Here is a 26,429-nt window from a genome sequence, read left to right as displayed (position 1 = left end):
TGGCTGGAACAGAAATCAAATAGGCAGCTTTCGCTGCCTCCCAGCCAGCCGCAGATACTCGGTCTTCTGGAGTACCAGCAGAGCCAAAGAGTGCATGATCTGATTCAACCCAAGAGGTTTCTACCCCTTCTGCGGTTGTGGCAGTAATGTCGCCAGAGAATTCCTCTAGTCCAGCCTTGTCTAATCCACCAAGCTCATCGGATCCGATGTAGCGCCACTGCTCTTCGCGTGTTGAGATCTCAGCAAAGTCTTCAAGCTTGGTCGATTTAACTCTTTCTGAACGGGTTTGAATCGGAACCCCAAAGCCATGAGAATGCTCTGACAATCCATGCTGGATTGTCTCTGAAGCGCCTGCCACTATCCGACAGCCCCTTCCATTTGCATTTCGATTAGCTTGTTTAGCTCAAGTGCGTACTCCATTGGCAGCTCTTTAGCGATTGGCTCGATGAATCCACGAACAATCATGGCCATTGCTTCATCTTCTGCCATGCCTCTTGACTGCAGGTAGAACAATTGCTCTTCGCTAACGCGTGAGACAGTCGCCTCATGCCCCATAGAAACATCGTCCTCGCGAACATCTACGGTTGGGTAGGTGTCGCTTCTGGAAATGGTGTCAACCAAAAGTGCATCGCAACGAACTGTGTTCGCGCTGTGATGGGCTCCAGGATTCACGCGAATCTCGCCACGGTAGGAAGTTCTTCCACCACCGCGAGCTATGGACTTTGAAACAATCGAAGAGGAGGTGTGGGGTGCAAGATGAATCATCTTGGCCCCGGCATCTTGATGCTGACCTTCTCCAGCAAATGCAACCGAAAGGGTTTCTCCCCTGGCGTACTCACCAGCGAGGATGACTGATGGGTACTTCATGGTGACCTTCGAGCCGATGTTGCCATCAATCCACTCCATGGTCGCCCCTTCGTGCGCGATTGCACGCTTGGTTACGAGGTTGTAAACATTGTTGGACCAGTTTTGGATTGTGGTGTAGCGAACACGGGCACCTTTTTTCACGATGATTTCAACTACCGCGGAATGCAAAGAATCTGACTTGTAAATTGGCGCGGTGCAACCCTCGATGTAATGAACATAAGAATCCTCATCAGCAATAATCAGAGTTCGCTCGAACTGACCCATGTTTTCGGTGTTGATTCGGAAATATGCCTGCAGCGGAATCTCAACGCGAACGCCCTTTGGCACGTAAACAAAAGAACCTCCGGACCAAACAGATGTGTTCAACGCAGCAAACTTGTTATCTCCTGCCGGGATAACAGTTCCAAAGTATTCCTTGAACATCTCTGGGTGCTCGCGCAATGCGGTGTCGGTGTCCAAGAACAAAACACCTTGCTTTTCTAGTTCTTCGTTGATCTGGTGGTAAACGACTTCTGATTCATACTGAGCTGCAACACCGGCAACCAGACGCTGTCTCTCCGCTTCTGGGATACCAAGTTTTTCGTACGTGGCCTTGATTTCGTCGGGGAGGTCTTCCCAGCTTTGGGCTTGCTTCTCGGTTGAGCGAACAAAGTACTTGATGTTGTCAAAATCAATTCCGGATAGGTCCGATCCCCAAGCTGGCATTGGCTTTTTCAGAAAGTACTGGTAACCCTTTAGGCGCATGTCCAGCATCCACTCAGGTTCGTTTTTCAAACCTGAAATGTCCCTAACAACCTGCTCACTGATCCCTCGCTTAGCGAAGGCTCCAGCGTCGTTGCCATCTGACCAGCCGTACTCGTAGTTTCCGAGGCTATCTAGCTCGGGGCGGTCGATGATGATGTCGGACATTTGGCTCCTTTTATTGGTTATATCTAGGTGAAACCCACTCTTGCAACCATGCATTCCCGCGCCAAAGTTAATGCGAAACTGGAATTGACTAAAGTTTACCAGCATTGCCCGAAATTGCATCAGCAGACAGGAATTATGCGTTTGATTCAACCATTTAGATCGATTCTTGCCCCAGTCAGACTCAAGGCCTACGCCTGGGCCTCTTTGGTTAGCCAGATTCTAATTGTGGTGACAGGTGGACTTGTGCGGCTGACCGGTTCCGGTTTGGGCTGCCCAACCTGGCCAAAGTGCACTGAAGAGTCCTTTGTCTCTGTTCCTGAGATGGGTATTCATGGACTCATTGAGTTTGGGAACCGACTTCTAACCTTCGTATTGGTGATAATCGCCGGTCTTACCTTCATTGTCATCCGCAGAACCGTTAAGTCATTGCGCTTTGGTCTCACATGGCCAGCAGTTCTGCTGATACTTGGAATTATTGCCCAGGCACTGCTTGGAGGCGTGACGGTTCTTACTGGACTCAACTCTTGGGTTGTAGGGGCTCACTTCTTAGTATCGGGAGTTCTTATCAGCATTGCCTCAGTGCTGGTTTGGCGGGTTTACTCACCAAAGCACGAACCGATCAGCTATCAATCCGTATTGCTGGCCTGGCCGATATTTGTGGTGGGCTGGTTGACAGTGATTGTGGGCGTTGTCGTAACCGGTGCTGGACCCCACGCCGGCGATTCCCTAACCCCCAGAAATGGATTTGATCTGGAAACCTGGCAGCACTATCACTCCTGGCCTGCATACACGATGACTGCGATGGTGCTGCTTTCTCTAGCGCTGGCCCTAAGAAGCATCCCGACTAGTCCATCTTCGAATCCAGCTGTCATGGCCTTAGGTATTCTCCTAATCGTTTCGATACTTCAGGGAATACTTGGCGTGGTGCAGTCCAACCTGGGTGTCCCAGCACTCCTTGCAGGAGTTCACATGCTTGGCGCTTCGTTGATTATCTCTTTGCTAACTTTTCAACTCTTGGCACTGCGCTCCAAGTACACAAGAGTTGAACCAGCCAAATGAGCAGGATCTTCTGGTTCCGCAGGGATCTAAGGCTGCAAGACAATGAGGCTCTGACACGTTGCGCTGAAGCTGCCATTAGTGATGGAGACTCCAAAGTGCTTGGCTGTTTCAATTTTGAACAGGGAACATTTGAGATCCTGAGTGGAATACGACAGCACTCCATCGTTGCGTCCTTGGAATCGCTAAACAATTCAATGTCAGGTGCACTCCAAGTGCTTGAGGGCGAAGCCGCTGAGGCGCTCGCAAGACTTTCGCAACGCGAAAACGTTGAAATTGTTCATGCAACCGAGAGCTTTGACCCAGCAGGAATCCTCGAGCAAGAGCAGGTTGCAAAATCTTTGGCCGCTCTTGGTAAAAAACTGGTATTGGAGGGTTCAAACTACGCGGTAACCCCAGGAGCTGTAGTTAAACCAAGAGATGGCTCGGCCTATCGTGTTTACACGCCGTTCTACAAGGCCTGGTTCGAAATAGGTTGGCCTGAACCTTTCAAGCTCCCAACTAAAACAAACTGGGTTCGTGCATCAGAAGCAGAGATCCCTAGACCTACAAAGCCAGCCCAGTTCAAGGTTCGTGCGGGTGAGCAGTTCGCCTTGGAGACTTTTGAGCGCTTCAAGAAGCGAGCTCTTTTTGACTACTCAGAGAACAGAAATCGCGCAGACCTTTCAGGAACATCCAAACTTTCTCACGCTCTAGCACATGGCGAGATTCATCCAAGAACTCTTTTGTCAGATCTGAGAGACACAGATGGTCACAATGTGTTTCGCAAGGAGATTGCATGGCGTGAGTTTTATGCAGATGTTCTTTTCAGAAACCCACATACCCTCAACGACTACTACGTTCCTAGGTTTTCGAAAATGCGTTACGACACCGGACAAGAAGCAGATCAGAAGCTCGAACGCTGGAAACAGGGAACAACCGGCTTTCCGATGATTGATGCGGGTATGCGGCAACTGGCCACTGAAGGTTGGATGCATAACCGGGTACGCATGATTGTTGCAAGTTTTCTTGTCAAAGACTTGCACTTGGAGTGGCAACTGGGAGCGGACTGGTTCGAAAAGTGTTTGTCTGATTTCGACCCTGCTTCGAACTCGCATGGCTGGCAGTGGACGGCAGGCTGTGGAACGGATGCCTCGCCCTACTACCGAGTATTCAATCCAGTTTTGCAAGGGTACAAGTTTGATCCAGATGGCAACTATGTTCGAAAGTACATTCCGGAGCTTTCACATCTTGATGGTCCCGAGGTGCACGAGCCTTGGTTGCTAGTTGACGGGCTCATAAATGGCTACCCCGAGCCAATGCTCGATCATTCGAAAGAGCGCGATGAAAGTTTGCGAAGACTAGAAGAGATTAAAGAAAAATAGCGGATCAAGAGCTATCGCAACAAACAGAACTGTCAAGTATGTAATCGAACCATGAAAGAGCCGCATGGGGTTCTTGATCTCACCTTTTGCGGCTTCTGCGTTTAGACGGTGTGATTCCATTAAGAACAGGCCGCCAGTAACCAAAGCAGCTGCCGTGTAGATGATCCCCATTCCCCCAAGCGGAATCAGCAATAGCGTTGAGGCAACAAGCGCCCAAGCATATAGAACTATCTGCACGCCAACTGTTGTGTCGTTTCGAACCACTGGGAGCATCGGAACCCCGGCGTCGCTGTATTCGGTTTTGTATCTAAGAGATAGTGGCCAGTAGTGTGGCGGGGTCCAAAGGAAAACAATGAGAAACAAAACCCAGGCTGCGGCATTGAGTTCGCCAGTAACCGCGGCCCAGCCAATAAGAACTGGCATGGCTCCTGCAGCGCCGCCCCAGACAATGTTTTGTGGCGTGCGACGCTTTAGAAGCAATGTGTAGACAAAAACGTAGAACAGTATTGCGGCAAGCGAAAGCATCGCTGCCAGTGGGTTCACCAATACAGCGAGCCAGACCACGGAGAGTATCCCTAGAGCCCAAGCGAACGAGTATGCCTCTTTTGGAGAAAGGTCGCCGGTAACCAGAGGTCTGCCCTTCGTCCTACCCATAATCTTGTCGATGTCGCGATCAATGTAGCAATTAAAAGCGTTTGCGCTTCCAGCACTCAACGCTCCACCAAACACCGTTGCAATAACGAGCCAAGGATCAGGAATGCCTCGTTGGGCAAGAATCATGGTCGGAACCGTTGCGATCAAAAGAAGTTCGATAACCCGCGGTTTCGTGAGGGCAAAATAGGCCTTGGCTTTGCGCCAGAAACCAAGCCTGACAGGCGCGGTGTCTAAGGTTTGAGAGCTCATGATTTGAATTAAGTCTAAGCGACCAACTTATAGCCCTGCGCAACCAAGGGTCCCAGGAGTATGTGTGTAAGGTAATTCTTAAGGTCGTGGAACACCCCCAATCCTGTATCGCAAGGGTGCAAGTCTGTTTGGTGGACATTCCGCGAAAGTTCTGGAGTATCAGGTGAACAGGTAGGTTATGAACAATCTTGAGTGGTCCAAGCTAGACCAAGAAGCGGTGGACACCGCGAGGGTTCTGGCTGCTGATGCAGTCGAAAAAGTTGGAAATGGCCACCCTGGCACGGCGATCTCATTGGCTCCAGTAGCTCACCTACTTTTCCAGAAAGTGCTCAGGCATGACCCAGCTAATCCAGACTGGGTTGGCAGGGACCGTTTTATACTCAGCGTGGGACACTCATCGCTGACCCTTTACAACCAGCTGTACCTAACCGGCTACGGTCTTGAACTAAAGGATTTGCAAGCCCTTCGCACCTGGGGTTCTCTTACCCCCGGACACCCCGAATACGGACACACCAAGGGTGTTGAGATCACGACTGGACCACTAGGTCAAGGTCTTGCCTCTGCAGTTGGATTCGCCTACGCCGCAAGGTTTGAAAGAGGACTTTTTGACCCATCTGCACCTGCAGGAACCAGCCCTTTTGATCACTACATCTTTTGCATCGCTGGCGACGGCGATATGCAGGAAGGTGTCACCTCGGAAGCTTCGTCTCTGGCTGGTCACCAGAAACTTGGCAATCTAGTTGTGTTGTATGACTCGAACCAGATATCAATCGAGGATGACACCAAGATTGCGTTCACCGAGGATCTTGAGAGACGCTACGAGTCATACGGTTGGCATGTCCAGGTCGTGAACTGGAGAAAATCAGGCGAATACCACGAGGACATGCAGGAGCTTTACTCAGCAATTCAGAAAGCTAAAGCAGAAACCGACAAGCCATCACTTATTACTATTCGAACCATTATCGGATGGCCAGCACCAACAAAGCAGAACACTGGCAAGATTCACGGCTCTGCCTTGGGAGCTGACGAGCTTGCAGGACTCAAAACTGTTCTCGGATTTGATCCAGCAAAGAACTTCGAGGTAGCCGATAGAGTCATTAGCTACACCAGGGGCTTCAGAGATCGCAGCAAGGATGTTCTTTCTCAGTGGCAAATCGACTTCCAGTCTTGGAGAACTGCAAATCCAGAAAATGCAGCATTGTTTGATCGTCTAGAAAAGAACCAGCTTCCAGATCTTGTCTCTGTTTTGCCTGTCTTTGAATCGGGTACGGATGTTTCGACTCGCGCAGCGTCTGGAAAAGTTCTCAATGCCATCGCCAAGGTAATGCCAGAGCTGTGGGGTGGATCGGCAGACCTTGCCGAATCCAACAACACAACCATTGCCGGTGCTAAGTCGTTTGTGCCAGAGATTCACTCAACACATGAGTTTGCATGTGATCAATACGGACGCGTGCTGCACTTTGGAATCAGGGAACACGCTATGGGATCAATCTTGAACGGAATTGCCCTGCACGGAAAGACTCGCTCCTATGGTGGAACCTTCTTGATATTCAGCGATTACATGAGACCGGCTGTTCGTCTAGCGGCTCTGATGAAAGTTCCTTCCATATTTGTCTGGACTCATGACTCGATTGCCTTAGGTGAAGATGGCCCAACTCATCAGCCAATTGAACAGCTTGCAACCCTAAGAGCTATTCCTGGTCTCGACATCGTTAGGCCAGCAGATGCAAATGAAGTGAGCTTTGCATGGAAAAAGATTCTGTCAAGAAGGCTGGGTCCCGCTGGAATAGCACTAACCCGCCAAAACGTCCCAGTTTTCGATCGAAGTTCACCCGATGCGACTGGACAGGTTCTTTCTTCTGCAAGCAATGTGGAGTTTGGTGGCTACGTTTTGGTAGACGCTTCGGATAAGAAACCGGAACTGATTTTGATCGCAACAGGTTCTGAAGTCCAGTTGGCTATCGCGGCCAGGCTAGAGCTTGAGCAAAACGGCATCAAAACTCGCGTTGTTTCGATGCCTTGTGTTGAGTGGTTTGAGCAGCAATCTGATTCCTACCGCGAGAGCGTACTACCAGCGACGGTTCAGGCAAGAATATCGGTCGAAGCAGGTCTTGCTCTCGGTTGGTCAAAGTATGTGCCGCAGGGCGATTCGGTTTCTATTGAGCACTATGGCGCTTCTGCTGACTACAAAACTCTTTTTGCAAAGTTTGGCATCACCGCCGAGGCCGTTGTGGCAAAAGCTAAAGCGGTGCTGGGAGGAGGAAAATGAGCTCACCACTTCATGATCTAGATAAAGCCGGAGTGAGCATCTGGCTAGATGACCTATCAAGAGATCGGATTCAGTCAGGCTCGCTCGCTGAGCTCATCGAGTCTCGTGCAGTTTCTGGAGTAACAACGAACCCAACAATATTTGCTGGGGCCTTCTCTAAAGGTGACGCCTATGCAACGCAGCTAGCTGACCTTTCTGCCAAGGGTGCATCTGCATCACAGGCTGTATTCGAAGCGACCACCCAAGATGTACGCATGGCTTGTGATGTTTTCGCTGGTGTGTACCAGGCCACCAAGGGTGTTGACGGCCGCGTCTCAATTGAAGTTGAACCCGGTATTGCCATGGACTCCGCAAAGACAATCTCGCAGGCAAAAGAGCTATTCAAAGCTGTGGACCGCGAGAATGTGATGATCAAGATTCCCGCCACGGTTCCAGGTCTTAGTGCAATCACAGAAGTTTTGGCTGCCGGTATTTCTGTGAACGTCACTCTTATTTTCTCGCTTCAGCGATACGCTCTTGTCATCAAGGCCTTCAAGGACGGTATCAGCAAAGCAAAACAGAACGGACACGATCTATCCAAGATTCATTCAGTTGCCTCGTTCTTTGTTTCGCGCGTCGACACCGAAATCAACAAGAGACTAGATGCAATTGGTACCCAGCAGGCAATTGATTTGAAGTCAAAGGCAGCGCTTGCAAACGCAAGATTGGCCTATGAGCTCTTTGAGTTAGAGTTTGCAGCCTCTGATTGGAAGGACCTTGAGCAGGCTGGGGCGAACAAGCAGCGCCCACTCATGGCATCTACTGGAGTCAAGGACCCATCGCTACCTGACACGTTGTATGTCACGGAACTGGTTGCCCCAGAGCTTGTAAACACGATGCCAGAGGGCACCATGGAAGCGGTCTTTGACCACGGAGTTGTCTCCCCCGACACTATCACCGGAACGTACGAGCAGTCGAGAGTAGTTCTAGCAGCATTGAAAGAGCAAGGTATTTCATACGACGATGTTGTTGCCCTTCTGGAGGGTGAAGGCGTGGACAAGTTTGTTGCCTCCTGGAACGATCTTTTGGACACCGTCTCGAAGGCGCTGCAAGGTAACTAATGAGCTTGAAAGTTTCAACCAGGGGTGCGTCGGAGTCAGCGGTTGAGCTCTTTGTACCGGTGCTAGTGCGCGAGAAAATCGCCAGCAGGATCTTCGCTAGGGACCACACCATCTGGGGTAAGGACGCCGAGGCCGAGTCCTCTATTCGCCTCGGCTGGGTAGATGCCGCAAACGAATCACTAGAGCTGCTACCAGAGCTAAGCGCTCTCAGGGCTGAGCATCAAAGCAAAGGGCTGTCTAGAATCGTGCTCTGTGGAATGGGGGGCTCCTCTCTAGCACCGGAGGTTATTGCAGCAACCGCTGGGGTTGATTTGGTTGTTTTGGACTCCACTTACCCTTCTCAAGTAAGTGACGCTTTGTCGAAAGATCTTGATCGAACCGTCGTGATTGTTTCGTCTAAGTCGGGCTCGACGGTGGAGACCGATTCGCAAAAGCGTGCATTCGAGGATGCGTTTGATCGCGCTGGTATAAAAACGGTTGAACGAATCATTATTGTTACCGACCCAGGATCCCCAATGCAAAAACAAGCCACAACTGATGGCTATCGTGTGTTTCTGGCCAACCCGAATGTTGGAGGAAGATTCTCCGCGCTCACAGCTTTTGGAGTCGTGCCTTCGATGCTTGCAGGTGTTGACATGAAGCCGATATTGCTGGAAGCAGTTTCGGCAGCTGAGGTACTTTGCCTCGATGAACCAAGTAACCCCGGATTGGTTCTTGGGGTAGCCATGGCCAGAAGCGAGTCAGGCTCTGGCTACAAGGACAAGATGGGTATTGTTTCAGTCAGCAACAAGATTGTCGGGCTTGGAGACTGGATGGAGCAGCTTATTGCCGAGTCGACAGGAAAGATTGGTCGCGGCGTTCTTCCGATTGTTCTTGAACGCGACTCCCCTGAGCTTGCGACTCTTCCTGACGACTTTTTGACTGTCGGCCTCGTCGACGAGGTATCCGATTGCGATTTTGATGTAGCAGTGTCTGGATCTTTAGGAAGCCAACTTCTTCTATGGGAGGTCGCAACAGTCGTCGCCGCAAAGCTACTCGGTGTAAACCCTTTCGATCAGCCAGATGTCGAGTCCGCAAAGGTTGCATCCCGTGCATTCTTAGAAAACAAATCATCTAGCCAAAGTCCCCTGTTTACAGACTCTGGAGTAGACGTGTTCGCCAGAAATTTGAACTTAGGACCTAACTCAACGCTCCACGATGCACTCGTCCTGTTCTTAGCTTCGGCGGAAAAGGAGAGTTACTTTGCCATACACGCCTATCTTGACCGTAATCGCCATGTCGGCTTTGAGAAGCTTCGAGACGTTATTGCGGAAGCTTCGGCTAGGCCAACTACTTTTGGTTGGGGTCCGAGGTTTCTGCACTCCACGGGTCAGTACCACAAGGGAGGTCCTGCTCAAGGGATTTTTCTTCAGCTAATCGGAACGGAAGAAAATGACATTCGGGTTCCTGGCCGTGATTTCGGATTTGCGGAACTTATGAACTCTCAAGCAGTTGGGGATGCGAATGTCTTGTCCGAAGCTGGGCGACCAGTTCTAACGCTTTTCTTTGCTGATAAAGACAGGGTCTTGGACCTGGTCAGAGATATTCTTGAATCGAAATAGTCTTTGGTGATTACTTCTTCTTCTTGGCGACCTTTGAAACGATTTTTTTAGTAGCAGCCTTCTTGGAAGTTGCCTTCGCCTTCGGTGGTGCCTTAGCAGTTTTTCTAACGACCTTGGCTGGTGCCGATTTCTTGGCAGCAGGCTTTTTGACAACAGACTTAGCAGCTTTCTTGGCTGGAGCCTTAACCGGCTTGACAGGCTTTGTCGGCTTTACGGGTTTCACGGCCTTTGCTGCTTTAGCTTTCTCAGCCGCCATTTTTACTGCCTGGGCTTTCGCTGCTACTGTGCGAGCGGCTTCTTCTTTGAGTTGCTTCTTAGCGGCCTCGGCAAGTTTGGCACGGCGGTCCTTAATAGACGAAAGAGCCTCATCAAGAAGTGCCTTAGCCTCATCTGAGGTCCGGCGTTCTTTCACGTAGGCAAGATGAGTTTTGTATGGTTCGTTCTTCAAAATCTCAGGTGGGTTCTTTTTGTCCTGACCCGCAGGGAGACCACAGTTGGGGCAGTCAATCATCTCTGGAATCTCAGCAGGGTCTACGTGAGCAGCGAACTGTGGACTCTGAGTGTGTCCGTTGATGCAGTAGTAGTGGCGTACAACTCTCTCAGACTTGAAACCGCGGTACTGCTCCCCCATTGGACCCGCGCCAACGCGAGAGCCTCTTATTGCTGATCCTCCGCTTGCCAAAATATCCCCTAAAACCCGAACCTGGTGAACAGACCAAGTGCAATGACTGAGCCAACCCAAACAAGGCCCAAGATGATGGTGATGCGATTCAGGTTTCTCTCAGCAACCCCAGAGGAAGAGACGTTTGTAGTAACTCCGCCACCGAACATGTCTGAAAGTCCGCCACCTCTTCCTTTGTGTAGCAAAATCATGAGGATAAGCAGCAAGCTGGTGATTGCTAGCAGCACCTGAAGTGCGATTTGGATTGCAGCCATTGATTTACCTGTTCTTTATAAGTACTAGAAGATTATAAGCTGACATGCTTCTGGAAGCGGCAAATACCAGTGAACTCGTCCACCACAAGGCTTGCTCCCCCAACCAAAACCCCGTCAACCTCTGGGGAAGCAAGGAATCCGGCGACATTTGCGCTCTTTACGGATCCGCCGTACAAGATCCTGGTCTGTTCTGCAGTCTCGGGAGATATCAGTTCAGCTATGGTTTCACGGAGCTTCTTTGCAACCTCTGCAGCCTGCTCGCTCGTGGCAACTTTTCCTGTGCCAATAGCCCAAACCGGCTCATAGGCCACAACAAAATCTCCAACATCCTTATGGCCCTCAAGGGCTTTGGTCAGTTGCCTAACGGGGACCGCAGCTGCACCTTCCGCTTCCAATTCTTCCAGAGTCTCTCCAACGCAGATGACCGGAACGAGCTTGTTCTTGAAGCAAGCGGCAACCTTATCCCGAACCAGCTCATCATCTTCGTTGTGTTGTTGGCGCCTCTCCGAGTGTCCAACCAGAACGTACTCAACATTCAGCTTCTTGAGAAATGCTCCGGCCACCTCGCCGGTGTATGCACCGGATTCGTGCTTAGAAACATCCTGGGCGCCGAGGCGAAGCAAAAGCTTGTCAGCGTCCAGAAGTGTTTGGACGGTACGCAAATCAGTGAAGGGTGGAAAAACGGCCACCTCAACCTTTTCGTAGTCGTGATCAACGTCCTTGAGGGTCCATGCTATCTTTTGAACCAGTGCAATGGCCTGCTGGTGGTCGAGATTCATCTTCCAGTTACCAGCAATTAGCGGCTTGCGATCGCTCATGCGAGAACCTCCAGTCCGGGAAGGGATTTTCCTTCCAAATACTCAAGACTAGCTCCACCACCGGTTGAGATGTGCCCAAACTCACTGTCTTTGAAGCCAAGGGTTCTAACAGCGGCTGCGGAATCCCCACCTCCAACTACCCCAAGGCCCTGAACTTTTGTGAGGGCCGAAGCCACGCACCTTGTTCCGTCACTAAAGCTTTCAAACTCAAAGACTCCCATTGGGCCGTTCCAGAAACAAAGCTTTGAAGAAGAGACAATCTCTGCAAACTTCTGAGCGGTATCTGGGCCAATGTCTAATCCAATCCCGTTCACACCGAACTGGGTCTGTTCAAGTTGATCCGCTTGAGCGACTACGAATTCTGCATCGGCGCCAAATGTACTTGCCATCAGAATATCGGTTGGTAGGACGATGTTTACACCAAGAGCCTTGGCCTGCTCAAAATATCCCCTGACGGTGTCGATTTGCGACTCCTCGAGCAAGCTCTTGCCAACTTTGTGGCCAAGAGCCGCAAGGAAGGTGAAAGCCATGCCTCCACCAATCAACAGGTTATCCACTCTTGGTAGCAGAGCTGATATAACGCCCAACTTATCTGAAACTTTAGAGCCACCCAGAACAACCGTGTATGGATGTGAATGACTGCTCATAAGCTGCTCGAGCACAGAAAGTTCCTTTTCAACCAAGAAGCCTGCTGCTGCTGGAAGCAAATTTGCAACCTCAAAAACGCTCGCTTGCTTGCGATGCAGCACACCAAAGCCATCACCGATGTATAAATCTGCGAGCCCGGCAAGTTTCGCTGCAAAATCATTGCGTTCGGTTGCAGAATCACTTGTTTCCGCCGAGTGAAAGCGTAGATTCTCAAGGAGTAGGACTTCCCTATTCGAAATCCTTGAGACCTGGTCTTGCGCTTCCTTTCCAACGCAGTCGTCTGAAAACGAAACGGGTTTACCAAGAAGTTCAGCCAATCTAGTTGCCACTGGGCGAAGCGAATACTTTTCAACCTTGGAGCCTTCTGGTCTGCCAAGGTGTGAGCAGATGATAACTTTTGCACCCTGCTCGATTAGATGTTTGATTGTCGGTAGCGAGGCTCGTATTCGTCCGTCGTCGCTGATAACACCATCGTCGATCGGAACATTTAGATCGCAGCGAAGAAGGACTCGCTTTGATTCAAGCTGTCCAAGGGTAGATAGAGTTCTCAAGGTTAGAGTTTGTTCGCAACCAAAACAGTGAGGTCAACAAGTCTGTTTGAATAACCCCACTCGTTGTCATACCAGGCACTAATTTTCACGGTGTTGTCAATAACCTTCACAAGACCCGCATCAAATATCGATGAGTGTGGGTCGGTGACTATATCTGAGGATACGATCTCGTCTTCGGTGTAAAGAAGAATTCCCTTTAGCGGTCCGGCCGCAGCCTTCTTGTAGGCTGCCTTAATCTCTTCGATCGTTACCTTCTTGGCTGACACCAAGGTTAAATCAGTAATCGAACCGGTCGGAACTGGAACCCGAAGTGCAAAGCCATCAAGTTTTCCCTTTAGCTCTGGAAGCACGATACCGATAGCTTTCGCTGCTCCAGTTGATGATGGAACGATGTTTATTGCAGCGGCTCGAGCCCGGCGAAGGTCACCGTGTGGGCCATCCTGAAGGTTCTGATCAGCAGTGTAAGCATGGATTGTGGTCATCAGACCATTTACAATCCCAAACTCATCGTTGAACACCTTGGCAAGGGGTGCAAGACAGTTGGTTGTGCAAGAAGCGTTTGAGATGATGTGATGCTTTGCTGGGTCATAGAGATGCTCGTTGACACCGATAACGAAGGTCGCATCCTCACCGGTTGCCGGCGCGGAGATAAGCACCTTTTTGGCTCCAGCCTGGATATGCTTTACTGCGTCCTTGGCATCTGTAAACCGACCAGTTGACTCGATAACGATGTCAACACCGAGATCTCCCCAACCGAGATTTGCCGGGTCTTTCTCAGCTAAAACTTTGATCTTGTAGTCACCGACCAGAATGTGCTGACCCTCGACTCGAACATCTTGGTTTAGGCGACCTGTGACCGAGTCATATTTAAGTAGATGGGCGAGAGCCTTCGGATCCGATAGGTCATTTACGGCCACGATCTCTAGATCGGTACCTTTAGCTAATTCTGCCCGTAGGTAGTTGCGACCAATTCTTCCAAAGCCATTTATGCCAACTTTTGTTGTCAAGGGGTTCCATTTCGCTTGGCGCCAGAGGCGCGATTTTCAACAGGAAATCCACGCGGCCTCGGGTGGAGTTATCAGACTAGCAGTAAGCCCTTTGTTTGGCCGCGAGCTGCCTCGAAACGAGCCTGGACATCTGGCCACGACACGATCTTCCAGAATGCGGCCACGTAATCAGCCTTAACGTTCTGGTAGTCGAGGTAAAACGCGTGCTCCCACATATCCAGCATCAACAGCGGAATTGTGGCGGGAGCAAGGTTTCCTTGGTGGTCGTACAGCTGCTCAATGATTAGCTTGGATCCAAGAATGTCCCAAGCAAGAATTGACCAGCCAGAGCCCTGAATGCCAAGGGCAGACGCGGTGAAGTGGGCTCTAAAACCGTCATAGCTTCCGAAGAACTCGTCAATTGCTGCTGCCATCTCTCCGGTTGGCTTGTCGCCACCATCTGGGCTCAGGTTCCTCCAAAATACGGTGTGATTCACGTGCCCTGCGAGATTAAAAGCCAGGTCTTTCTGGAGCTTGTTAACCCAGGTTAGATCGTTCTTGTCTCGTGCTTCTGCCAAAAGATCGAGAGCGCTGTTGGCCCCGTTGACGTATGCAAGATGATGCTTGTCGTGGTGCAATTCCATAATGCGACCTGAAATGTTTGGCTCTAGTGCGCCGTAGTCGTAACCAAGATCTGGAAGTGTGTACTTGCCCATTTGCTGTCCTATTCGTTTGTACTTCTATTATGCGTGATGAAATCTTCTCTAGTCGTTTTCAAGCTCTTCTGGCAAGAATGCGTCTGTGCCGTCAATTCCCAGCTCTTCTGCTCGCTTGTCAGCCATGGATAAAAGCCGCCTAATCCTTCCAGCTACCGCATCTTTGGTCATTGGAGGATTAGCAAGTCTGCCAAGCTCATCAAGGCTTGCCTGCTTATGCTTTAGGCGCAGCTCCCCTGCATACTTCAGGTGTTTAGGGATATCCTCGCCAAGGATCTCAAGGGCCCGACCGACTCTCGCACCGGCGGCAACGGCTGCTTGGGCGGAGCGACGCAGGTTTGCGTCATCGAAGTTAGCTAGTCGGTTTGCAGTTGCCCTAACCTCCCGGCGTAGTCTTAGCTCTTCCCACTTCAGCAGCTGCCCATGGGCACCCATTTGAGTCAGCATGGCTGAGATCGCATCACCGTCTCTGATCACTACTCGGAACATACCGCGCACCTCGCGGGGTTTAGCGACGATACCCAGTCTTCTTGCAACGCCAACAAGAGCCATTGCAACCTCGTTTCCAGGAGCTGTAACCTCGAGTGCGGCAGATCTGCCTGGATCAGTTAGTGAACCGTGAGCTAAAAACGCCCCGCGCCAAACAGCCTGAGCTTCACCAATGGAACCCGCTACAAGAGTTGCTGGAAGTCCCCTGGCAGGACGACCGCGACTATCTACTAGACCTGTTTGTCGTGCAAGGGTGTCACCTTGACCCAAAACACGGATTTGGTATCTACTGGTTTTTCTAATTCCACCAGCCGAGATAACTGAAAGTTCACTTTCGCAACCAAAAAGCTCTGTTAGATCTTTTCTCACTCGCCTAGCAACCTGCGCTGAGTCAAGCTCGACTTCGATTACCACCTTGCCAGATACCAGGTGTAGCCCACCTGCGAGACGAAGAATTGTGGCCAGTTCAGCAGCACGAACAGCGCTTTTTGGAACATCTATTCTTGCCAACTCGTCTTTAATGTCTGCTGTTAGTGCCATTTACTACTCCTTGCCCAAGTCACGGTGTCTGACCGTAACGGCGATGTCTTTGTTTCCCGCTAAAGCCTTACCGAGCTCAGTTGCGACAGCTACAGATCTGTGCTTACCACCGGTGCATCCAATAGCAATCGTCGCATAATGTTTGTTCTCACGATCATATCCGGAAAGAACTGGCGCAAGCGATTTAATGTAGCTTGTTACAAACTCCATCGCGCCCTCTTGAGACAGAACGTAATCACTTACCTGCTGGTCTAAGCCAGTGTATGGGCGTAGTTCTTCGTTCCAGAACGGGTTTGGAATGAACCGAACATCAGCAACATTGTCAGCATCTGCCGGGATACCGTACTTGAAACCAAAACTAACGATAGTTAGCAAGAGCTTGCTAGTTGCCTCAAGGGAGAAATGCTCTGCGGTCTTGGTGGAGAGTTGATGGACGTTCAAATCAGAAGTGTCGATGACCACATCGGCGGATTCCCGAAGCGGTAGCAGCCTTCTTCGCTCCTCAGCGATACCATCGAGAATTGTTCCGGTTCCCTGCAGCGGATGAGGCCGCCTGACCGACTCGAACCTTTTGACAAGAGTTCCGTCGTTAGCTTCTAGAAATGCCACTCTGACGCTTATGCTTTTACCTTCCAAAAGAGCAATGTTCTCCTCAAGCTCTGTAAAGAACTCGCCACCTCTAACATCGATAATTACTGCAAGTCTTGGAACAGGGGTCTTTGTATTCGAGAAAAGATCAGTTATTGGGCCCAGCATGATTGGGGGAAGATTGTCCACAACGTACCAGCCAAGGTCTTCAAGCGCGTTACCTACTGTAGAGCGGCCAGCACCCGACATACCTGTTACAACCAGCAGCTCGTGCCTTAGATTCTCGACCATTGCACCCTTTCGGGTCACAAGTCTAATCAAATTCCGACACGCCCGAGTGCGTTATTGCTCGAGCTGTATTCGCTCCAAAATATGACCTGCGAGCTCTCTTCCAATACCTGCAACATCTGAGATTTCCTCCAAAGTGGCAATCTTGAGGCGCTTTGCAGAGCCAAATCGTTTCAAAAGAGCCATCACTCGCTTTTCTCCAAGCCCTGGTATCTCAAGCAGCGTTGATGAGATGGCACTGGACCGCTTACGTCTAGAGGCGGTTAATGCGAACCTATGGGACTCATCTCGAAGCCGCTGTAACAAAAAGAGTTCCTCAGAGGCTCTTGGCAAGATGATTGGGTTTTCATTTCCTGGCAGCCAAACCTCTTCGAGGCGCTTCGCCAAACCGCAAACTGCAAGCCCTGTTACACCGCTAGCTTCAATTGCACGAGCTGCTGCGTTCACTTGCCCAATACCTCCGTCAACAACAATCAACGATGGCACGTAACTGAATCTGCCCTCATCAACGGTCTCTGGATCTCGAAGATACTTTAGTCTTCGCGTCAGTACCTGAAAGATAGCGTCGGTGTCATCTTGTGCTGAATCAATGTTGAACTGCCTATAGTGTGCCTTTTTGGGCAGGCCATCTTCAAACACAACCATGGAGCCAACAATGTCGGTGCCGGACAGATGTGAGATGTCGTAGCACTCAATACGCAGTGGCGCGTCGGAAAGGTCTAGGGCGGCAGCTAGTTTGTTCAGTGCCGCGGTGCGGGCAGCGAAATCAGAAACTCTTCTTGTTTTGTAAAGCGCCAAGGCATGTTCAGCATTTTCTAGCGCTGTCTGAGCCAATGCCGCCTTATCCCCTCTTTTGGGAACACGAAGAGAAACCGCCGAGCCACGCAACGCGGCAAGAAACAGCTCCAAATCACTAGAGTCTTCGGGTAGCGATGGAACCAAAACTTCCTTGGGTATTGAAGGTGCCTCTACCCCGGCTACCGGAGAGTAAGCGAACAAGACAATTTGTCGAACCAGATCGTCAAGACTTTGATCAAGCTCTTTGTCCATCGTCCATGCTCGTACTCCGCGAATACGTCCGCCACGAACAGAGAACAGTGAAATCGTGGCAGCTAGCTCATCGTGGGCAATTCCAAAAAGATCAGCGTCAGTTAAGTCGCTGAAAACCACGGTGCTTTTCTCAAGAACAGTTTCAAGCGCCTCAATGTTATCTCGAAGCCTTCCAGCCAGCTCGAAGTTCTCATTCTTGGAGGCTAAATGCATTTTCTCTCTCAAGATCTCAACCTGTTCAGGGTCCATGCCGCTCATGAAGTTAACGAGCTCCTTAGCGATGTCAACGTGCTCTTGCTCGGTTACTCGTGATACACAGGGCGCTGAACATTTGCCAATATCCGCCAAGAGGCATGGGCGATTACTTCTCTTTGCGGTTGCGAACACACCGGATGAACAGGACCGAACTGGAAAGGCTTTCAGAAGTGTGTCGAGTGTTTGTCTTAGTGCCCAAGCTTGGGTGTATGGGCCGAAGTATTTGACTCCTCTTAGCTCCCGGTTGCGAGTGACAAAAACGCGTGGGACCTTATCAGCCATAGAAACTGCAAGGTATGGATATGATTTGTCGTCTTTGAAGCGAATGTTGAAGGGTGGACTAAATTCCTTGATCCATGTGAATTCCAACTGCAAGGCTTCGAATTCAGTCTTTACTATGGTCCAGTCCACATCGACCGCGCTTTGCACCATGCGCCTCGTTCGCTCGTGCAGTGAATCAAGAGGTGCAAAGTAGCTTTGCAGCCTAGCCCTTAGGTTCTTAGCTTTCCCAACGTAGAGAATTCTTCTCTTGCTGTCATAGAAACGATATACACCCGGTCGTGTTGGTATTTCCGAGGTCTTTGGCCTAAACGAAAGCTCGTTTGCCATTTAGCTAAGTGCTTCCTTCAAGAATGTTCCCGTGAAGCTTGCCTTGTTCTTAGCTACCTGCTCCGGAGTACCTTCGGCAACGAGTTCGCCACCGCGGAACCCGCCTTCGGGGCCAAGATCTAGTAACCAGTCGGCAGACTTTATGACATCAAGATTGTGCTCAATCACGATTACAGTGTTGCCTTTGTCAACGAGAGAGTTGAGAACAATCAGCAACTTTCTAACGTCTTCGAAATGCAATCCAGTCGTTGGCTCATCAAGAACATATATGGTTCTACCCGTTGACCTGCGCTGCAGTTCGGTTGCAAGTTTGACTCGTTGGGCCTCTCCCCCAGACAGAGTGGTTGCGGACTGCCCCAAGCGAACATATCCAAGACCTACATCAACAAGAGTCACCAAGTATCGAGAGATCGAGTTTATGGCTTCAAAAAAGACAGCAGCCTCAGCAATCGGCATCTCCAAGACCTCAGAAATTGACTTTCCCTTGTATTTGACTTGCAGCGTCTCGCGGTTGTACCTGGCTCCATGGCAAACCTCGCACAGAACGTATACATCCGGTAAGAAGTTCATCTCGATCCGTATTGTTCCATCTCCACTACAGGCCTCGCAGCGGCCTCCTTTTACGTTGAAGGAGAAGCGTCCCTGCTGGTAACCACGTGCTTTTGATTCGGAGGTTTCTGTGAAGAGCTTTCGAATGTGATCAAATACGCCTGTGTAAGTGGCAGGGTTAGAACGTGGTGTTCTACCGATAGGGTTCTGGTCGACGTGGACAACCTTGTCGAGTTGATTTACACCGGTTATCCGAGTGTGCTTGCCCGCAACAAGCTTCGCCCCGTTGAGAGAGTTTGCTAGAACGTTATACAAGATATCGTTCACCAATGACGATTTGCCTGAACCACTAACTCCGGTAACAGCAATAAAGACCCCGAGTGGAAAATTTACCGTCAGGTTCTTTAGGTTGTTTGCCTTTGCGCCAACGACAGAAAGGGTCCTTTTGGGATCAATGGCCCTTCGCTTTTTCGGTGTGGAAATGCTCTTTCTACCAGCAAGGTAGTCCCCGGTTATGGATGCCTTGTTCTGCAGGAGGTCTTTGTATGTTCCGGAGTGCACCACTGAACCGCCGTCGACTCCGGCACCTGGTCCGATGTCGACAATCCAATCTGAGGTCTTGATGGTGTCCTCGTCGTGCTCCACGACCACCAATGTGTTTCCAAGGTCTCGAAGCTTTAGAAGTGTTTCAATTAATCGCCTGTTGTCTCTTTGGTGCAAGCCAATAGATGGCTCATCAAGCACATAAAGCACTCCGGTCAGGCCTGAGCCGATCTGTGTTGCTAACCTAATGCGCTGTGCTTCACCACCCGATAGAGACCCAGCTGCTCTGGAAAGCGAGAGGTAATCCAACCCAACTGCCATTAGAAAATCCAGCCTTGCTCGAATCTCGCGCAGTACCTGTGCGGCGATCATCTCATCGCGCTTGTCAAGTTTGATGCCAGCGAAGAACTCGACGCACTGACCCAAGCTAAGCGATGCAACGTCGGCAATTGAGGACTTACCGACCCTTACGGCAAGAACCTCGGGCCTCAGTCTTGCGCCATCGCAAGCGGGGCAGTTGATCTCCCTTAGAAATCCTGCCCATTTACCTCTGGAGTAGTCGTTTTCAGACTCGAGGTACTTCCGCTCGATGTACTTTAGAACTCCCTCGAAGCCAGTTGTGTATCGCAATTCGCGACCGTACCTGTTCTTCCACTTCACCTGAACATCGAAGTCGTTTCCGTTAAGGACTGCAAATCTCACTTCTTCAGGTAAATCACTCCAAGGAGTCTTTAGCGAGAACGAAAGATCTTTTGCTAAGCCCTGAAGCATCCTAGAGAAGTAGTGAAACAATCCTTTTCCTTGGGTTGACCATGGCAGAATCACACCATCAAGAATTGATGCATCTGGGTCACCAATAACAAGATCCTCGTCGACTGCCATCTTGGTGCCAAGACCTGAACACGCTTGGCAGGCTCCGAAAGGCGCATTGAAGGAAAACGTGCGAGGCTCTATCTCCGTTAGAGCCAATGGATGATCATTCGGGCAAGACATCAGCTCAGAGAAACTTCGCTTAGCGTCCTTACCCTTTCGGTCCACAAAATCAATTGTTACTTTGCCTCCGGCAAGCTTTAGTGCGGTCTCAATTGAATCTGTGAGGCGGCCAGAGATTCCCGCCTTTATAGCCAAACGGTCCACAACCACAGCGATGTCGTGCTTGAAAGTCTTCTTTAGCGGCTTTGCGTCAGCCAGGGTTATAGTCTCGCCGTCTACAACAGCTCTTGCATATCCTTGTGAAATCAGATCGCGAAACAGGTCAGAGAACTCGCCTTTTTTCTGATCTACCAGTTCGGCGAGAACTTGGAACTTGGTTCCCTCGGAATTTTCAAGTATCTGATCAACAATCTGCTGCGGTGTTTGCTTGACAATTCTCTCGCCACACTCAGCGCAATAAGCGATTCCGATTCTCGCCCAGAGCAACCTAAGGTAATCGTGGATCTCAGTGATCGTTCCAACCGTTGATCTCGGATTACGATTTGTTGACTTCTGGTCGATAGAAACGGCAGGGCTAAGGCCCTCTATGAAATCGACGTCAGGGCGATCGACCTGACCCAAAAACTGCCTTGCATAGGCCGAAAGCGACTCGACATAACGCCTTTGACCCTCGGCAAATATTGTGTCAAATGCTAAAGAGGATTTACCTGAGCCTGAAAGTCCAGTGAAAACAACCAGAGAATTGCGCGGCATCTCAACCGTGATGTTTTTTAGGTTGTGAACCCGCGCACCCTTGACCACCAGATGGTCAAGATTCATTGTGTTTTTGGCGCTCATTCTTCCTAGCTTAGCTCTGAGCCACGCGGCTCTAGATGTGCCCAGCCTTTTTCATTTGCCTTAGTTCATGCTTGAGTTCGGCGATTTCATCGCGAAGCCTCGCCGCAAGTTCAAACTGGAGCTCGCTCGCGGCATGCCTCATTTGGGCGTCGAGATCCATAACAACCGCGAGAATCTCGTCCTGGGCCATGGCCGCAATGCCTCGGTTTGATCGCAGTGGGACTGCGGTTGCCTTACGGCCTTTAGCCTTCCCAAGTTCAGCGATAAGTTCAGCAGTGTCAAGCTCTTCGCGCTCGATCTGGTCTGTGATGTCAATAATCTTCTTCTGAAGTGGCTGGGGGTCGACACCAAGTTTCTTGTTGTAGGCAACCTGCTTCTCACGCCTTCTGGTGGTCTCATCGATTGCCTTACGCATCGACTCTGTGAGGTTATCGCCATACATGTGAACCTCACCATTGATGTTTCGAGCAGCCCTTCCAATTGTTTGCACCAAAGAAGTGGCTGAACGAAGAAAGCCCTCCTTATCTGCATCAAGTATTGCAACCAGAGAAACCTCCGGAAGATCAAGACCTTCTCGCAGCAAATTGATGCCAACTAAGACATCGAACACGCCTTGACGAAGCTGCCTAAGAAGCTCTACTCGTTTGAGAGTATCGACATCAGAATGCAGGTATCTTACTTTCACGCCGGCTTCAGATAGGAAGTCGGTAAGTTCTTCTGACATCTTCTTAGTGAGAGTGGTCACTAGAACACGCTCATTCTTAGCTGCCCTTAATCGAATCTCTTCAAGCAAGTCATCAATTTGACCTTTGGTTGGCTTGAGCACAATTTTTGGGTCTACTAGACCAGTAGGCCTGATTATCTGCTCGACCACACCATCGGCAGCAGCAAGCTCATACTTTCCGGGAGTCGCTGACAGATACACAGTCTGCCCGACTCGCTGCTGGAACTCGCTCCAGCGAAGGGGCCTATTGTCAAGCGCCGATGGCAGCCTAAAGCCGTGTTCAACCAAGGTTCGTTTTCTAGAAGAGTCGCCTTCGTACATAGCACCGATTTGCGGCACTGTGGCGTGCGATTCGTCAATTACTGTTAGGAAATCCTCTGGGAAATAATCAAGTAGACAAGATGGTGGTTCCCCCGCAGCTCTGCCATCGATGTGCCTCGAGTAGTTCTCGATTCCTGAGCAAAAACCGAGCTCTCGAATCATCTCTAGGTCAAAGTTTGTTCTCATCTTGATTCGCTGGGCTTCGAGCAACTTTCCGGCTGATTCAAACTCGCGCAGTCTTGCAGCTAGTTCGTTTTCGATCTCTTCAATGGCACGCCCCATCTGCACCGGAGAGGCTACATAGTGACTGGCAGGAAAAATCCCAACAGAGTCAAGTTTCTTTATGACATCACCCGTCAACGGGTGTAGCGAGTAGATCGCTTCAATTTCGTCACCAAAGAACTCGACTCGCGTTGCAAACTCATCGTAAACGGGGATTATTTCAATGGTGTCGCCCTTAACGCGGAAGTTGCCTCTGGAGAAATCAATGTCGTTGCGCTGATACTGGATTTTCACGAACTCTCTGATGAGCTCATCTCTATCAATTTTTTGACCAACTTGAAGTGGGATTGATTGGTCCAAGTACTCCCTTGGGGCACCTAGCCCGTAGATGCAGGAAACGGTGGATACTACGATTACATCTCGTCTGGACAGTAGGCTCATGGTGGCTGAATAGCGAAGCCGCTCAACTTCCTCGTTGATGCTGGAATCCTTCTCAATGAAAGTGTCGGTTTGCGGCACGTAAGCTTCCGGCTGGTAGTAGTCGTAGTAGCTAACGAAGTACTCAACTGCGTTATTTGGAAACATCTGCCGAAGCTCCGTTACTAGCTGTGCGGCAAGAGTCTTGTTGTGTGCCATGACAAGAGTTGGGCGTTGAAGGGCTTCAATAAGCCAAGCCGTTGTTGCTGACTTACCTGTTCCGGTTGCCCCAAGCAAGACAACGTCCTTTTCACCCGCGCTTATTCGACGGACCAAATCAGCAATTGCCGTTGGTTGGTCGCCTGAGGGTTTGAAATCGCTTTCCACCTTGAAGGGCGTAAAAGATCTAGTTCGCTGCACGCTAACCCTTCGCCTTTGCTGCCTCGAGTAATTTTGTCCAAACCTCAGCGACTTGAAGCCTCGTTTGCTCCTTTGTTCCAGAGCTATCAATAACGTAGTTTGCCCTTGCCCTGCGCTCAGCTGAGCTTGTTTGGGCTCCAATTCGTGCCCTGGCGTCGGCTTCGGCCATCTGTCGAGAGTTCATTAGTCTGGCTACCTGATTCTCAACCCCGGCCTCAACTGTGATGATGGCATCGAAGGGGTAATCAACATTGGCTTCAACCAAAAGCGGCACGGCGTAGACGACGATGTCCGAGGCTTGCTCGCTGATAAGTTTCGTTGTCCGCTCCTTTATCAAAGGATGCAGGATCTTCTCAAGCTCAATTCTTTTCTCAGCATCGGCAAACACGATATTTCCCAATTTGATGCGGTCTAGTTCACCGCTTGGAAGTAGAATCTCAAAGCCAAATGCTCCAACAACCTGCACGAGACCTGTAGACCCAGGAACAACGACCTGTCTGGCAACCTGATCTGCATCGACGGTGCTTGCACCAAGCTCCCCCAACAAGCTTGCGACATAGGACTTACCAGAGGCTATGCCACCTGTTAGTCCGACGAGATACATTAACCCATTCTATAAAGCTCGAAACGGGGCTCTGGAATATCCAGGCCCCGATTCAAAAACTGCTTTTCTTCTATTCTTTGTCCGCAAGCTTGTCACGCAAAGCACCGAGTGACTGATCGTCGGAGAGTGTGCCTGCTGATTCTTCTGCAGAACTACTTGACTCAACAGGTGTTTGGCTCGGCGCAGGTACATCCGGCAAAGAGGCTGCAAGCTCATTTGCAACAGCAACCTGCTTCTTGTGTTCTGCCCAGCGAGCGTTGGCTTCGGAGTATTCCTTCTCCCACTTGGCCCTTGCCTCTTCGTGGCCAGGCTGCCATTCGCTAGTTGCAGGGTCGAAGCCATCCGGGTACTTGTAGTCACCCTTCTCGTCGTACTCCGCGTACATTCCATAAAGTGCAGGGTTGAAGTCCTTACCCTCTGGATCAACTTCTTCAAGCGCCTGCTTCAAGGAAAGTGAGATTCTTCGTCTTTCAAGGTCAATGTCAATGACCTTGACGAAGACATCCTGGTTTGCAGACACAACCTGCTCAGCTAATTCGATGTGCTTGGTTGATAGCTCAGAGATGTGAACAAGTCCTTCGATGCCATCAGCAACACGAACGAAAGCACCGAATGGAACAAGCTTGGTCACCTTGCCTGGTGCGTACTGGCCAATCGAATGAGTTCTAGCAAATACTTGCCAAGGGTCCTCTTGAGTTGCCTTCAGAGACAGTGAAACCCTCTCACGCTCTTGATCAACTTCCAAAACCTCTACAGTTACTTCTTGACCGATCTCGACGACTTCTGACGCATGCTCGATGTGCTTCCAAGAAAGCTCTGACACGTGGACCAAACCGTCTACGCCGCCAAGGTCAATGAATGCACCGAAGTTTACAATCGATGAAACAACACCAGTTCTAATCTGACCCTTAGCAAGATCTGCGAGGAAGGTAGACCTGGATGCAGATTGACTCTGCTCGAGTAATGCTCGTCTTGAAAGAACAACGTTGTTGCGGTTCTTGTCTAGCTCAAGAATTTTTGCTTCAACTTCTTGACCAAGATAAGGAGCTAGGTCACGAACACGGCGAAGCTCAATAAGGGAAGCGGGTAAGAAACCCCGGAGACCGATATCAACGATGAGACCACCCTTGACGACTTCAATGACAGTTCCAGTAACGGTAGTGTCAGCTGCCTTGATTTTCTCAACATCACCCCACGCTCTCTCGTATTGAGCACGCTTCTTTGAAAGTATTAGGCGACCTTCTTTGTCTTCCTTCTGCAATACAAGAGCTTCGATGGTGTCGCCAACTGAGACGATGTCTCCTGGGTCAGCATCGTGGCGGATTGAGAGTTCACGGGAAGGAATAACACCTTCGGTCTTGTATCCAACATCTAGCAGAACCTCGTCGCGATCAATTTTTACAACGGTTCCTTGAATAAGGTCTCCGTCATTAAAGAACTTGAGGGTTTTTTCAACGGCTGCTAGGAATTCTTCGGCTGTGCCAATGTCGTTGATGGCAACTTGCTTTGGGGCCTTGGTGGTTGATTCTGTTGTCATAGAGAAAGGTGCTCCATTTGCTTTGCATACTCAGGTCGCGATAGCGCTCCATAAAAGGAGGGAAATTGCTACCGCAACGGCGGATAAGGGATTGCGCTCTCGCGCCCCATAAGCCTACCTGCTAACGCGGTTGGAGACAAAGCTCTAGTGAGCGGCCTTGTCCCAGCTCTTGCCAGTCCCGATTTGGACATCCAAGGGGACCGACAACTTCACAACATTGGACATTTTGTCCAAAACCAGCTCCTCTAAGGCCTTTGCCTCCCCCGCGAAGACCTCAAAAACCAGCTCATCGTGAACTTGAAGAAGCATCCTTGATTGCATTCGAGTAGCCTCGATTGCCTCCTGAATCTGATTCATCGCCATTTTCATGATGTCAGCAGCGGTTCCTTGGATTGGGGCGTTCAAGGCGGCCCGACGCGCATTTTCCCTAACTTGAAATATCGAACTGTTCAGATCATCAAATGGTCTTCGGCGCCCATGATAGGTAGTGGTGTACCCAACAGCCTTGGCGTCCTCTACAACCTTGGCTAGATACCTTCTTACTCCCCCGAATCGCTCGAAGTAATCCTTCATTAATTGCTTCGCGTCGGCATTGGACAGACCCAGCTGCTTGGCTAACCCGTACTCGCTTAACCCGTACACCAAGCCATAGCTCATGGCCTTTACTTGAGCACGCATTTCGGAAGTCACCTCCAGGGGTTTTACGCCGAAGATTCTCGAGCCTACAAACCGGTGGAGATCCTCACCCGCTTTGAAAGCTTCGATGAGACCTGGGTCTT

At 50.3% G+C, this 26,429-nt stretch carries 20 protein-coding genes and 2 pseudogenes; 5 read left to right on the top strand and 17 right to left on the bottom strand.

What is annotated here, in order from left to right:
• Together AC9UES_RS03385 and sufB are read right to left on the bottom strand one after the other, a co-directional pair.
• Nucleotides 1–358 (bottom strand): annotated as a pseudogene (locus AC9UES_RS03385) (Fe-S cluster assembly protein SufD); the annotation flags it as partial.
• On the bottom strand, nucleotides 358–1,776 hold the full coding sequence (gene sufB / locus AC9UES_RS03380; protein ID WP_509526847.1) for a Fe-S cluster assembly protein SufB: 1,419 nt from the start codon (nucleotides 1,774–1,776) through the stop codon (nucleotides 358–360). The pseudogene AC9UES_RS03385 and the gene sufB, both read right to left, overlap by 1 nt.
• Nucleotides 1,777–1,890: 114 nt before the next feature.
• Here sufB and AC9UES_RS03375 point away from each other — a divergent pair, with 114 nt between their 5' ends.
• Together AC9UES_RS03375 and AC9UES_RS03370 are read left to right on the top strand one after the other, a co-directional pair.
• The gene (locus AC9UES_RS03375; protein ID WP_509526845.1) at nucleotides 1,891–2,835 is read left to right on the top strand and encodes a COX15/CtaA family protein; all 945 of its coding nucleotides are present in this window, start codon (nucleotides 1,891–1,893) and stop codon (nucleotides 2,833–2,835) included.
• Nucleotides 2,832–4,196 carry a cryptochrome/photolyase family protein gene (locus tag AC9UES_RS03370; RefSeq protein ID WP_509526843.1) on the top strand — a complete coding sequence of 455 codons (1,365 nt, stop codon included), beginning with the start codon at nucleotides 2,832–2,834 and terminating at the stop codon, nucleotides 4,194–4,196. The genes AC9UES_RS03375 and AC9UES_RS03370 overlap by 4 nt, the downstream gene beginning before the upstream one ends.
• Here AC9UES_RS03370 and AC9UES_RS03365 read toward each other — a convergent pair.
• Nucleotides 4,173–5,099 (bottom strand): heme o synthase, encoded by a 927-nt coding sequence (locus tag AC9UES_RS03365; protein ID WP_509526841.1) that lies wholly within the window; start codon nucleotides 5,097–5,099, stop codon nucleotides 4,173–4,175. The genes AC9UES_RS03370 and AC9UES_RS03365 overlap by 24 nt on opposite strands.
• 178 nt (nucleotides 5,100–5,277) lie before the next feature.
• Here AC9UES_RS03365 and tkt point away from each other — a divergent pair, with 178 nt between their 5' ends.
• The 3 genes from tkt to AC9UES_RS03350 are packed head-to-tail and all read left to right on the top strand — an operon-like array spanning nucleotide 5,278 to nucleotide 10,069.
• Nucleotides 5,278–7,368: a transketolase gene (tkt, locus tag AC9UES_RS03360; protein ID WP_509526839.1), complete on the top strand. Its 2,091-nt coding sequence runs from the start codon at nucleotides 5,278–5,280 to the stop codon at nucleotides 7,366–7,368.
• A complete protein-coding gene (gene tal / locus AC9UES_RS03355; protein WP_509526837.1) occupies nucleotides 7,365–8,468 on the top strand; it encodes a transaldolase in 1,104 nt (367 codons plus the stop codon). The genes tkt and tal overlap by 4 nt, the downstream gene beginning before the upstream one ends.
• A complete protein-coding gene (locus tag AC9UES_RS03350) occupies nucleotides 8,468–10,069 on the top strand; it encodes a phosphoglucose isomerase-related protein (protein WP_509526835.1) in 1,602 nt (533 codons plus the stop codon). The genes tal and AC9UES_RS03350 overlap by 1 nt, the downstream gene beginning before the upstream one ends.
• Nucleotides 10,070–10,400: 331 nt before the next feature.
• Here AC9UES_RS03350 and AC9UES_RS03345 read toward each other — a convergent pair.
• From AC9UES_RS03345 to AC9UES_RS03280, 14 genes and pseudogenes are all read right to left on the bottom strand, one after another.
• Nucleotides 10,401–10,751 (bottom strand): annotated as a pseudogene (locus AC9UES_RS03345) (RNA polymerase-binding protein RbpA); the annotation flags it as partial.
• 8 nt (nucleotides 10,752–10,759) lie between these two features.
• Nucleotides 10,760–11,005, bottom strand: coding sequence for a preprotein translocase subunit SecG (gene secG / locus AC9UES_RS03340; protein WP_509524261.1), 246 nt, complete (start codon nucleotides 11,003–11,005; stop codon nucleotides 10,760–10,762).
• 32 nt (nucleotides 11,006–11,037) lie between these two features.
• A complete protein-coding gene (tpiA, locus tag AC9UES_RS03335; RefSeq protein ID WP_509526833.1) occupies nucleotides 11,038–11,823 on the bottom strand; it encodes a triose-phosphate isomerase in 786 nt (261 codons plus the stop codon).
• The gene (locus AC9UES_RS03330) at nucleotides 11,820–13,022 is read right to left on the bottom strand and encodes a phosphoglycerate kinase (RefSeq protein WP_509526831.1); all 1,203 of its coding nucleotides are present in this window, start codon (nucleotides 13,020–13,022) and stop codon (nucleotides 11,820–11,822) included. Before AC9UES_RS03330 ends, tpiA begins: the two co-directional genes overlap by 4 nt.
• A 2-nt stretch (nucleotides 13,023–13,024) precedes the next feature.
• A complete protein-coding gene (gap, locus tag AC9UES_RS03325) occupies nucleotides 13,025–14,029 on the bottom strand; it encodes a type I glyceraldehyde-3-phosphate dehydrogenase (RefSeq protein WP_509526829.1) in 1,005 nt (334 codons plus the stop codon).
• Nucleotides 14,030–14,100: 71 nt separating this feature from the next.
• Nucleotides 14,101–14,724 carry a superoxide dismutase gene (locus AC9UES_RS03320; RefSeq protein WP_509526827.1) on the bottom strand — a complete coding sequence of 208 codons (624 nt, stop codon included), beginning with the start codon at nucleotides 14,722–14,724 and terminating at the stop codon, nucleotides 14,101–14,103.
• A 48-nt stretch (nucleotides 14,725–14,772) separates the two neighbouring features.
• Nucleotides 14,773–15,753: a DNA-binding protein WhiA gene (gene whiA, locus AC9UES_RS03315; protein WP_509524247.1), complete on the bottom strand. Its 981-nt coding sequence runs from the start codon at nucleotides 15,751–15,753 to the stop codon at nucleotides 14,773–14,775.
• Nucleotides 15,754–15,756: 3 nt separating this feature from the next.
• Complete coding sequence (rapZ, locus tag AC9UES_RS03310) at nucleotides 15,757–16,632, bottom strand: RNase adapter RapZ (RefSeq protein ID WP_509526825.1); 876 nt, start codon at nucleotides 16,630–16,632, stop codon at nucleotides 15,757–15,759.
• A 51-nt stretch (nucleotides 16,633–16,683) separates the two neighbouring features.
• Nucleotides 16,684–18,543 (bottom strand): excinuclease ABC subunit UvrC, encoded by a 1,860-nt coding sequence (gene uvrC, locus AC9UES_RS03305; RefSeq protein WP_509526823.1) that lies wholly within the window; start codon nucleotides 18,541–18,543, stop codon nucleotides 16,684–16,686.
• Nucleotides 18,544–21,405, bottom strand: coding sequence for an excinuclease ABC subunit UvrA (gene uvrA, locus AC9UES_RS03300; protein WP_509526821.1), 2,862 nt, complete (start codon nucleotides 21,403–21,405; stop codon nucleotides 18,544–18,546).
• Between the two features lie 31 nt (nucleotides 21,406–21,436).
• A complete protein-coding gene (uvrB, locus tag AC9UES_RS03295) occupies nucleotides 21,437–23,509 on the bottom strand; it encodes an excinuclease ABC subunit UvrB (RefSeq protein ID WP_509526819.1) in 2,073 nt (690 codons plus the stop codon).
• 1 nt (nucleotide 23,510) lies between these two features.
• Complete coding sequence (gene coaE / locus AC9UES_RS03290; RefSeq protein WP_509526817.1) at nucleotides 23,511–24,113, bottom strand: dephospho-CoA kinase; 603 nt, start codon at nucleotides 24,111–24,113, stop codon at nucleotides 23,511–23,513.
• Nucleotides 24,114–24,183: 70 nt separating this feature from the next.
• Complete coding sequence (rpsA, locus tag AC9UES_RS03285) at nucleotides 24,184–25,650, bottom strand: 30S ribosomal protein S1 (RefSeq protein ID WP_509526815.1); 1,467 nt, start codon at nucleotides 25,648–25,650, stop codon at nucleotides 24,184–24,186.
• Between the two features lie 144 nt (nucleotides 25,651–25,794).
• A partial coding sequence (locus AC9UES_RS03280; protein ID WP_509526813.1) for a DNA polymerase occupies nucleotides 25,795–26,429 on the bottom strand: 635 nt, incomplete at its 5' end.

Source organism: Rhodoluna sp. (genome assembly GCF_044232805.1).
Classification (GTDB): domain Bacteria; phylum Actinomycetota; class Actinomycetes; order Actinomycetales; family Microbacteriaceae; genus Rhodoluna.
Note: the sequence above shows the minus strand (reverse complement) of the source record. Positions and strands in the feature narration are given on the sequence as shown.

What these genes read in the sequence shown, in the direction of transcription:
- sufB (WP_509526847.1), bottom strand. Translation starts at nt 1,776, where the DNA reads ATGTCCGACATCATCATCGACCGCCCCGAGCTAGATAGCCTCGGAAAC.
- AC9UES_RS03370 (WP_509526843.1), top strand. Translation starts at nt 2,832, where the DNA reads ATGAGCAGGATCTTCTGGTTCCGCAGGGATCTAAGGCTGCAAGACAAT.
- AC9UES_RS03365 (WP_509526841.1), bottom strand. Translation starts at nt 5,099, where the DNA reads ATGAGCTCTCAAACCTTAGACACCGCGCCTGTCAGGCTTGGTTTCTGG.
- tkt (WP_509526839.1), top strand. Translation starts at nt 5,278, where the DNA reads ATGAACAATCTTGAGTGGTCCAAGCTAGACCAAGAAGCGGTGGACACC.
- tal (WP_509526837.1), top strand. Translation starts at nt 7,365, where the DNA reads ATGAGCTCACCACTTCATGATCTAGATAAAGCCGGAGTGAGCATCTGG.
- AC9UES_RS03350 (WP_509526835.1), top strand. Translation starts at nt 8,468, where the DNA reads ATGAGCTTGAAAGTTTCAACCAGGGGTGCGTCGGAGTCAGCGGTTGAG.
- secG (WP_509524261.1), bottom strand. Translation starts at nt 11,005, where the DNA reads ATGGCTGCAATCCAAATCGCACTTCAGGTGCTGCTAGCAATCACCAGC.
- tpiA (WP_509526833.1), bottom strand. Translation starts at nt 11,823, where the DNA reads ATGAGCGATCGCAAGCCGCTAATTGCTGGTAACTGGAAGATGAATCTC.
- AC9UES_RS03320 (WP_509526827.1), bottom strand. Translation starts at nt 14,724, where the DNA reads ATGGGCAAGTACACACTTCCAGATCTTGGTTACGACTACGGCGCACTA.
- whiA (WP_509524247.1), bottom strand. Translation starts at nt 15,753, where the DNA reads ATGGCACTAACAGCAGACATTAAAGACGAGTTGGCAAGAATAGATGTT.
- rapZ (WP_509526825.1), bottom strand. Translation starts at nt 16,632, where the DNA reads ATGGTCGAGAATCTAAGGCACGAGCTGCTGGTTGTAACAGGTATGTCG.
- uvrC (WP_509526823.1), bottom strand. Translation starts at nt 18,543, where the DNA reads ATGGCAAACGAGCTTTCGTTTAGGCCAAAGACCTCGGAAATACCAACA.
- uvrA (WP_509526821.1), bottom strand. Translation starts at nt 21,405, where the DNA reads ATGAGCGCCAAAAACACAATGAATCTTGACCATCTGGTGGTCAAGGGT.
- coaE (WP_509526817.1), bottom strand. Translation starts at nt 24,113, where the DNA reads ATGTATCTCGTCGGACTAACAGGTGGCATAGCCTCTGGTAAGTCCTAT.
- rpsA (WP_509526815.1), bottom strand. Translation starts at nt 25,650, where the DNA reads ATGACAACAGAATCAACCACCAAGGCCCCAAAGCAAGTTGCCATCAAC.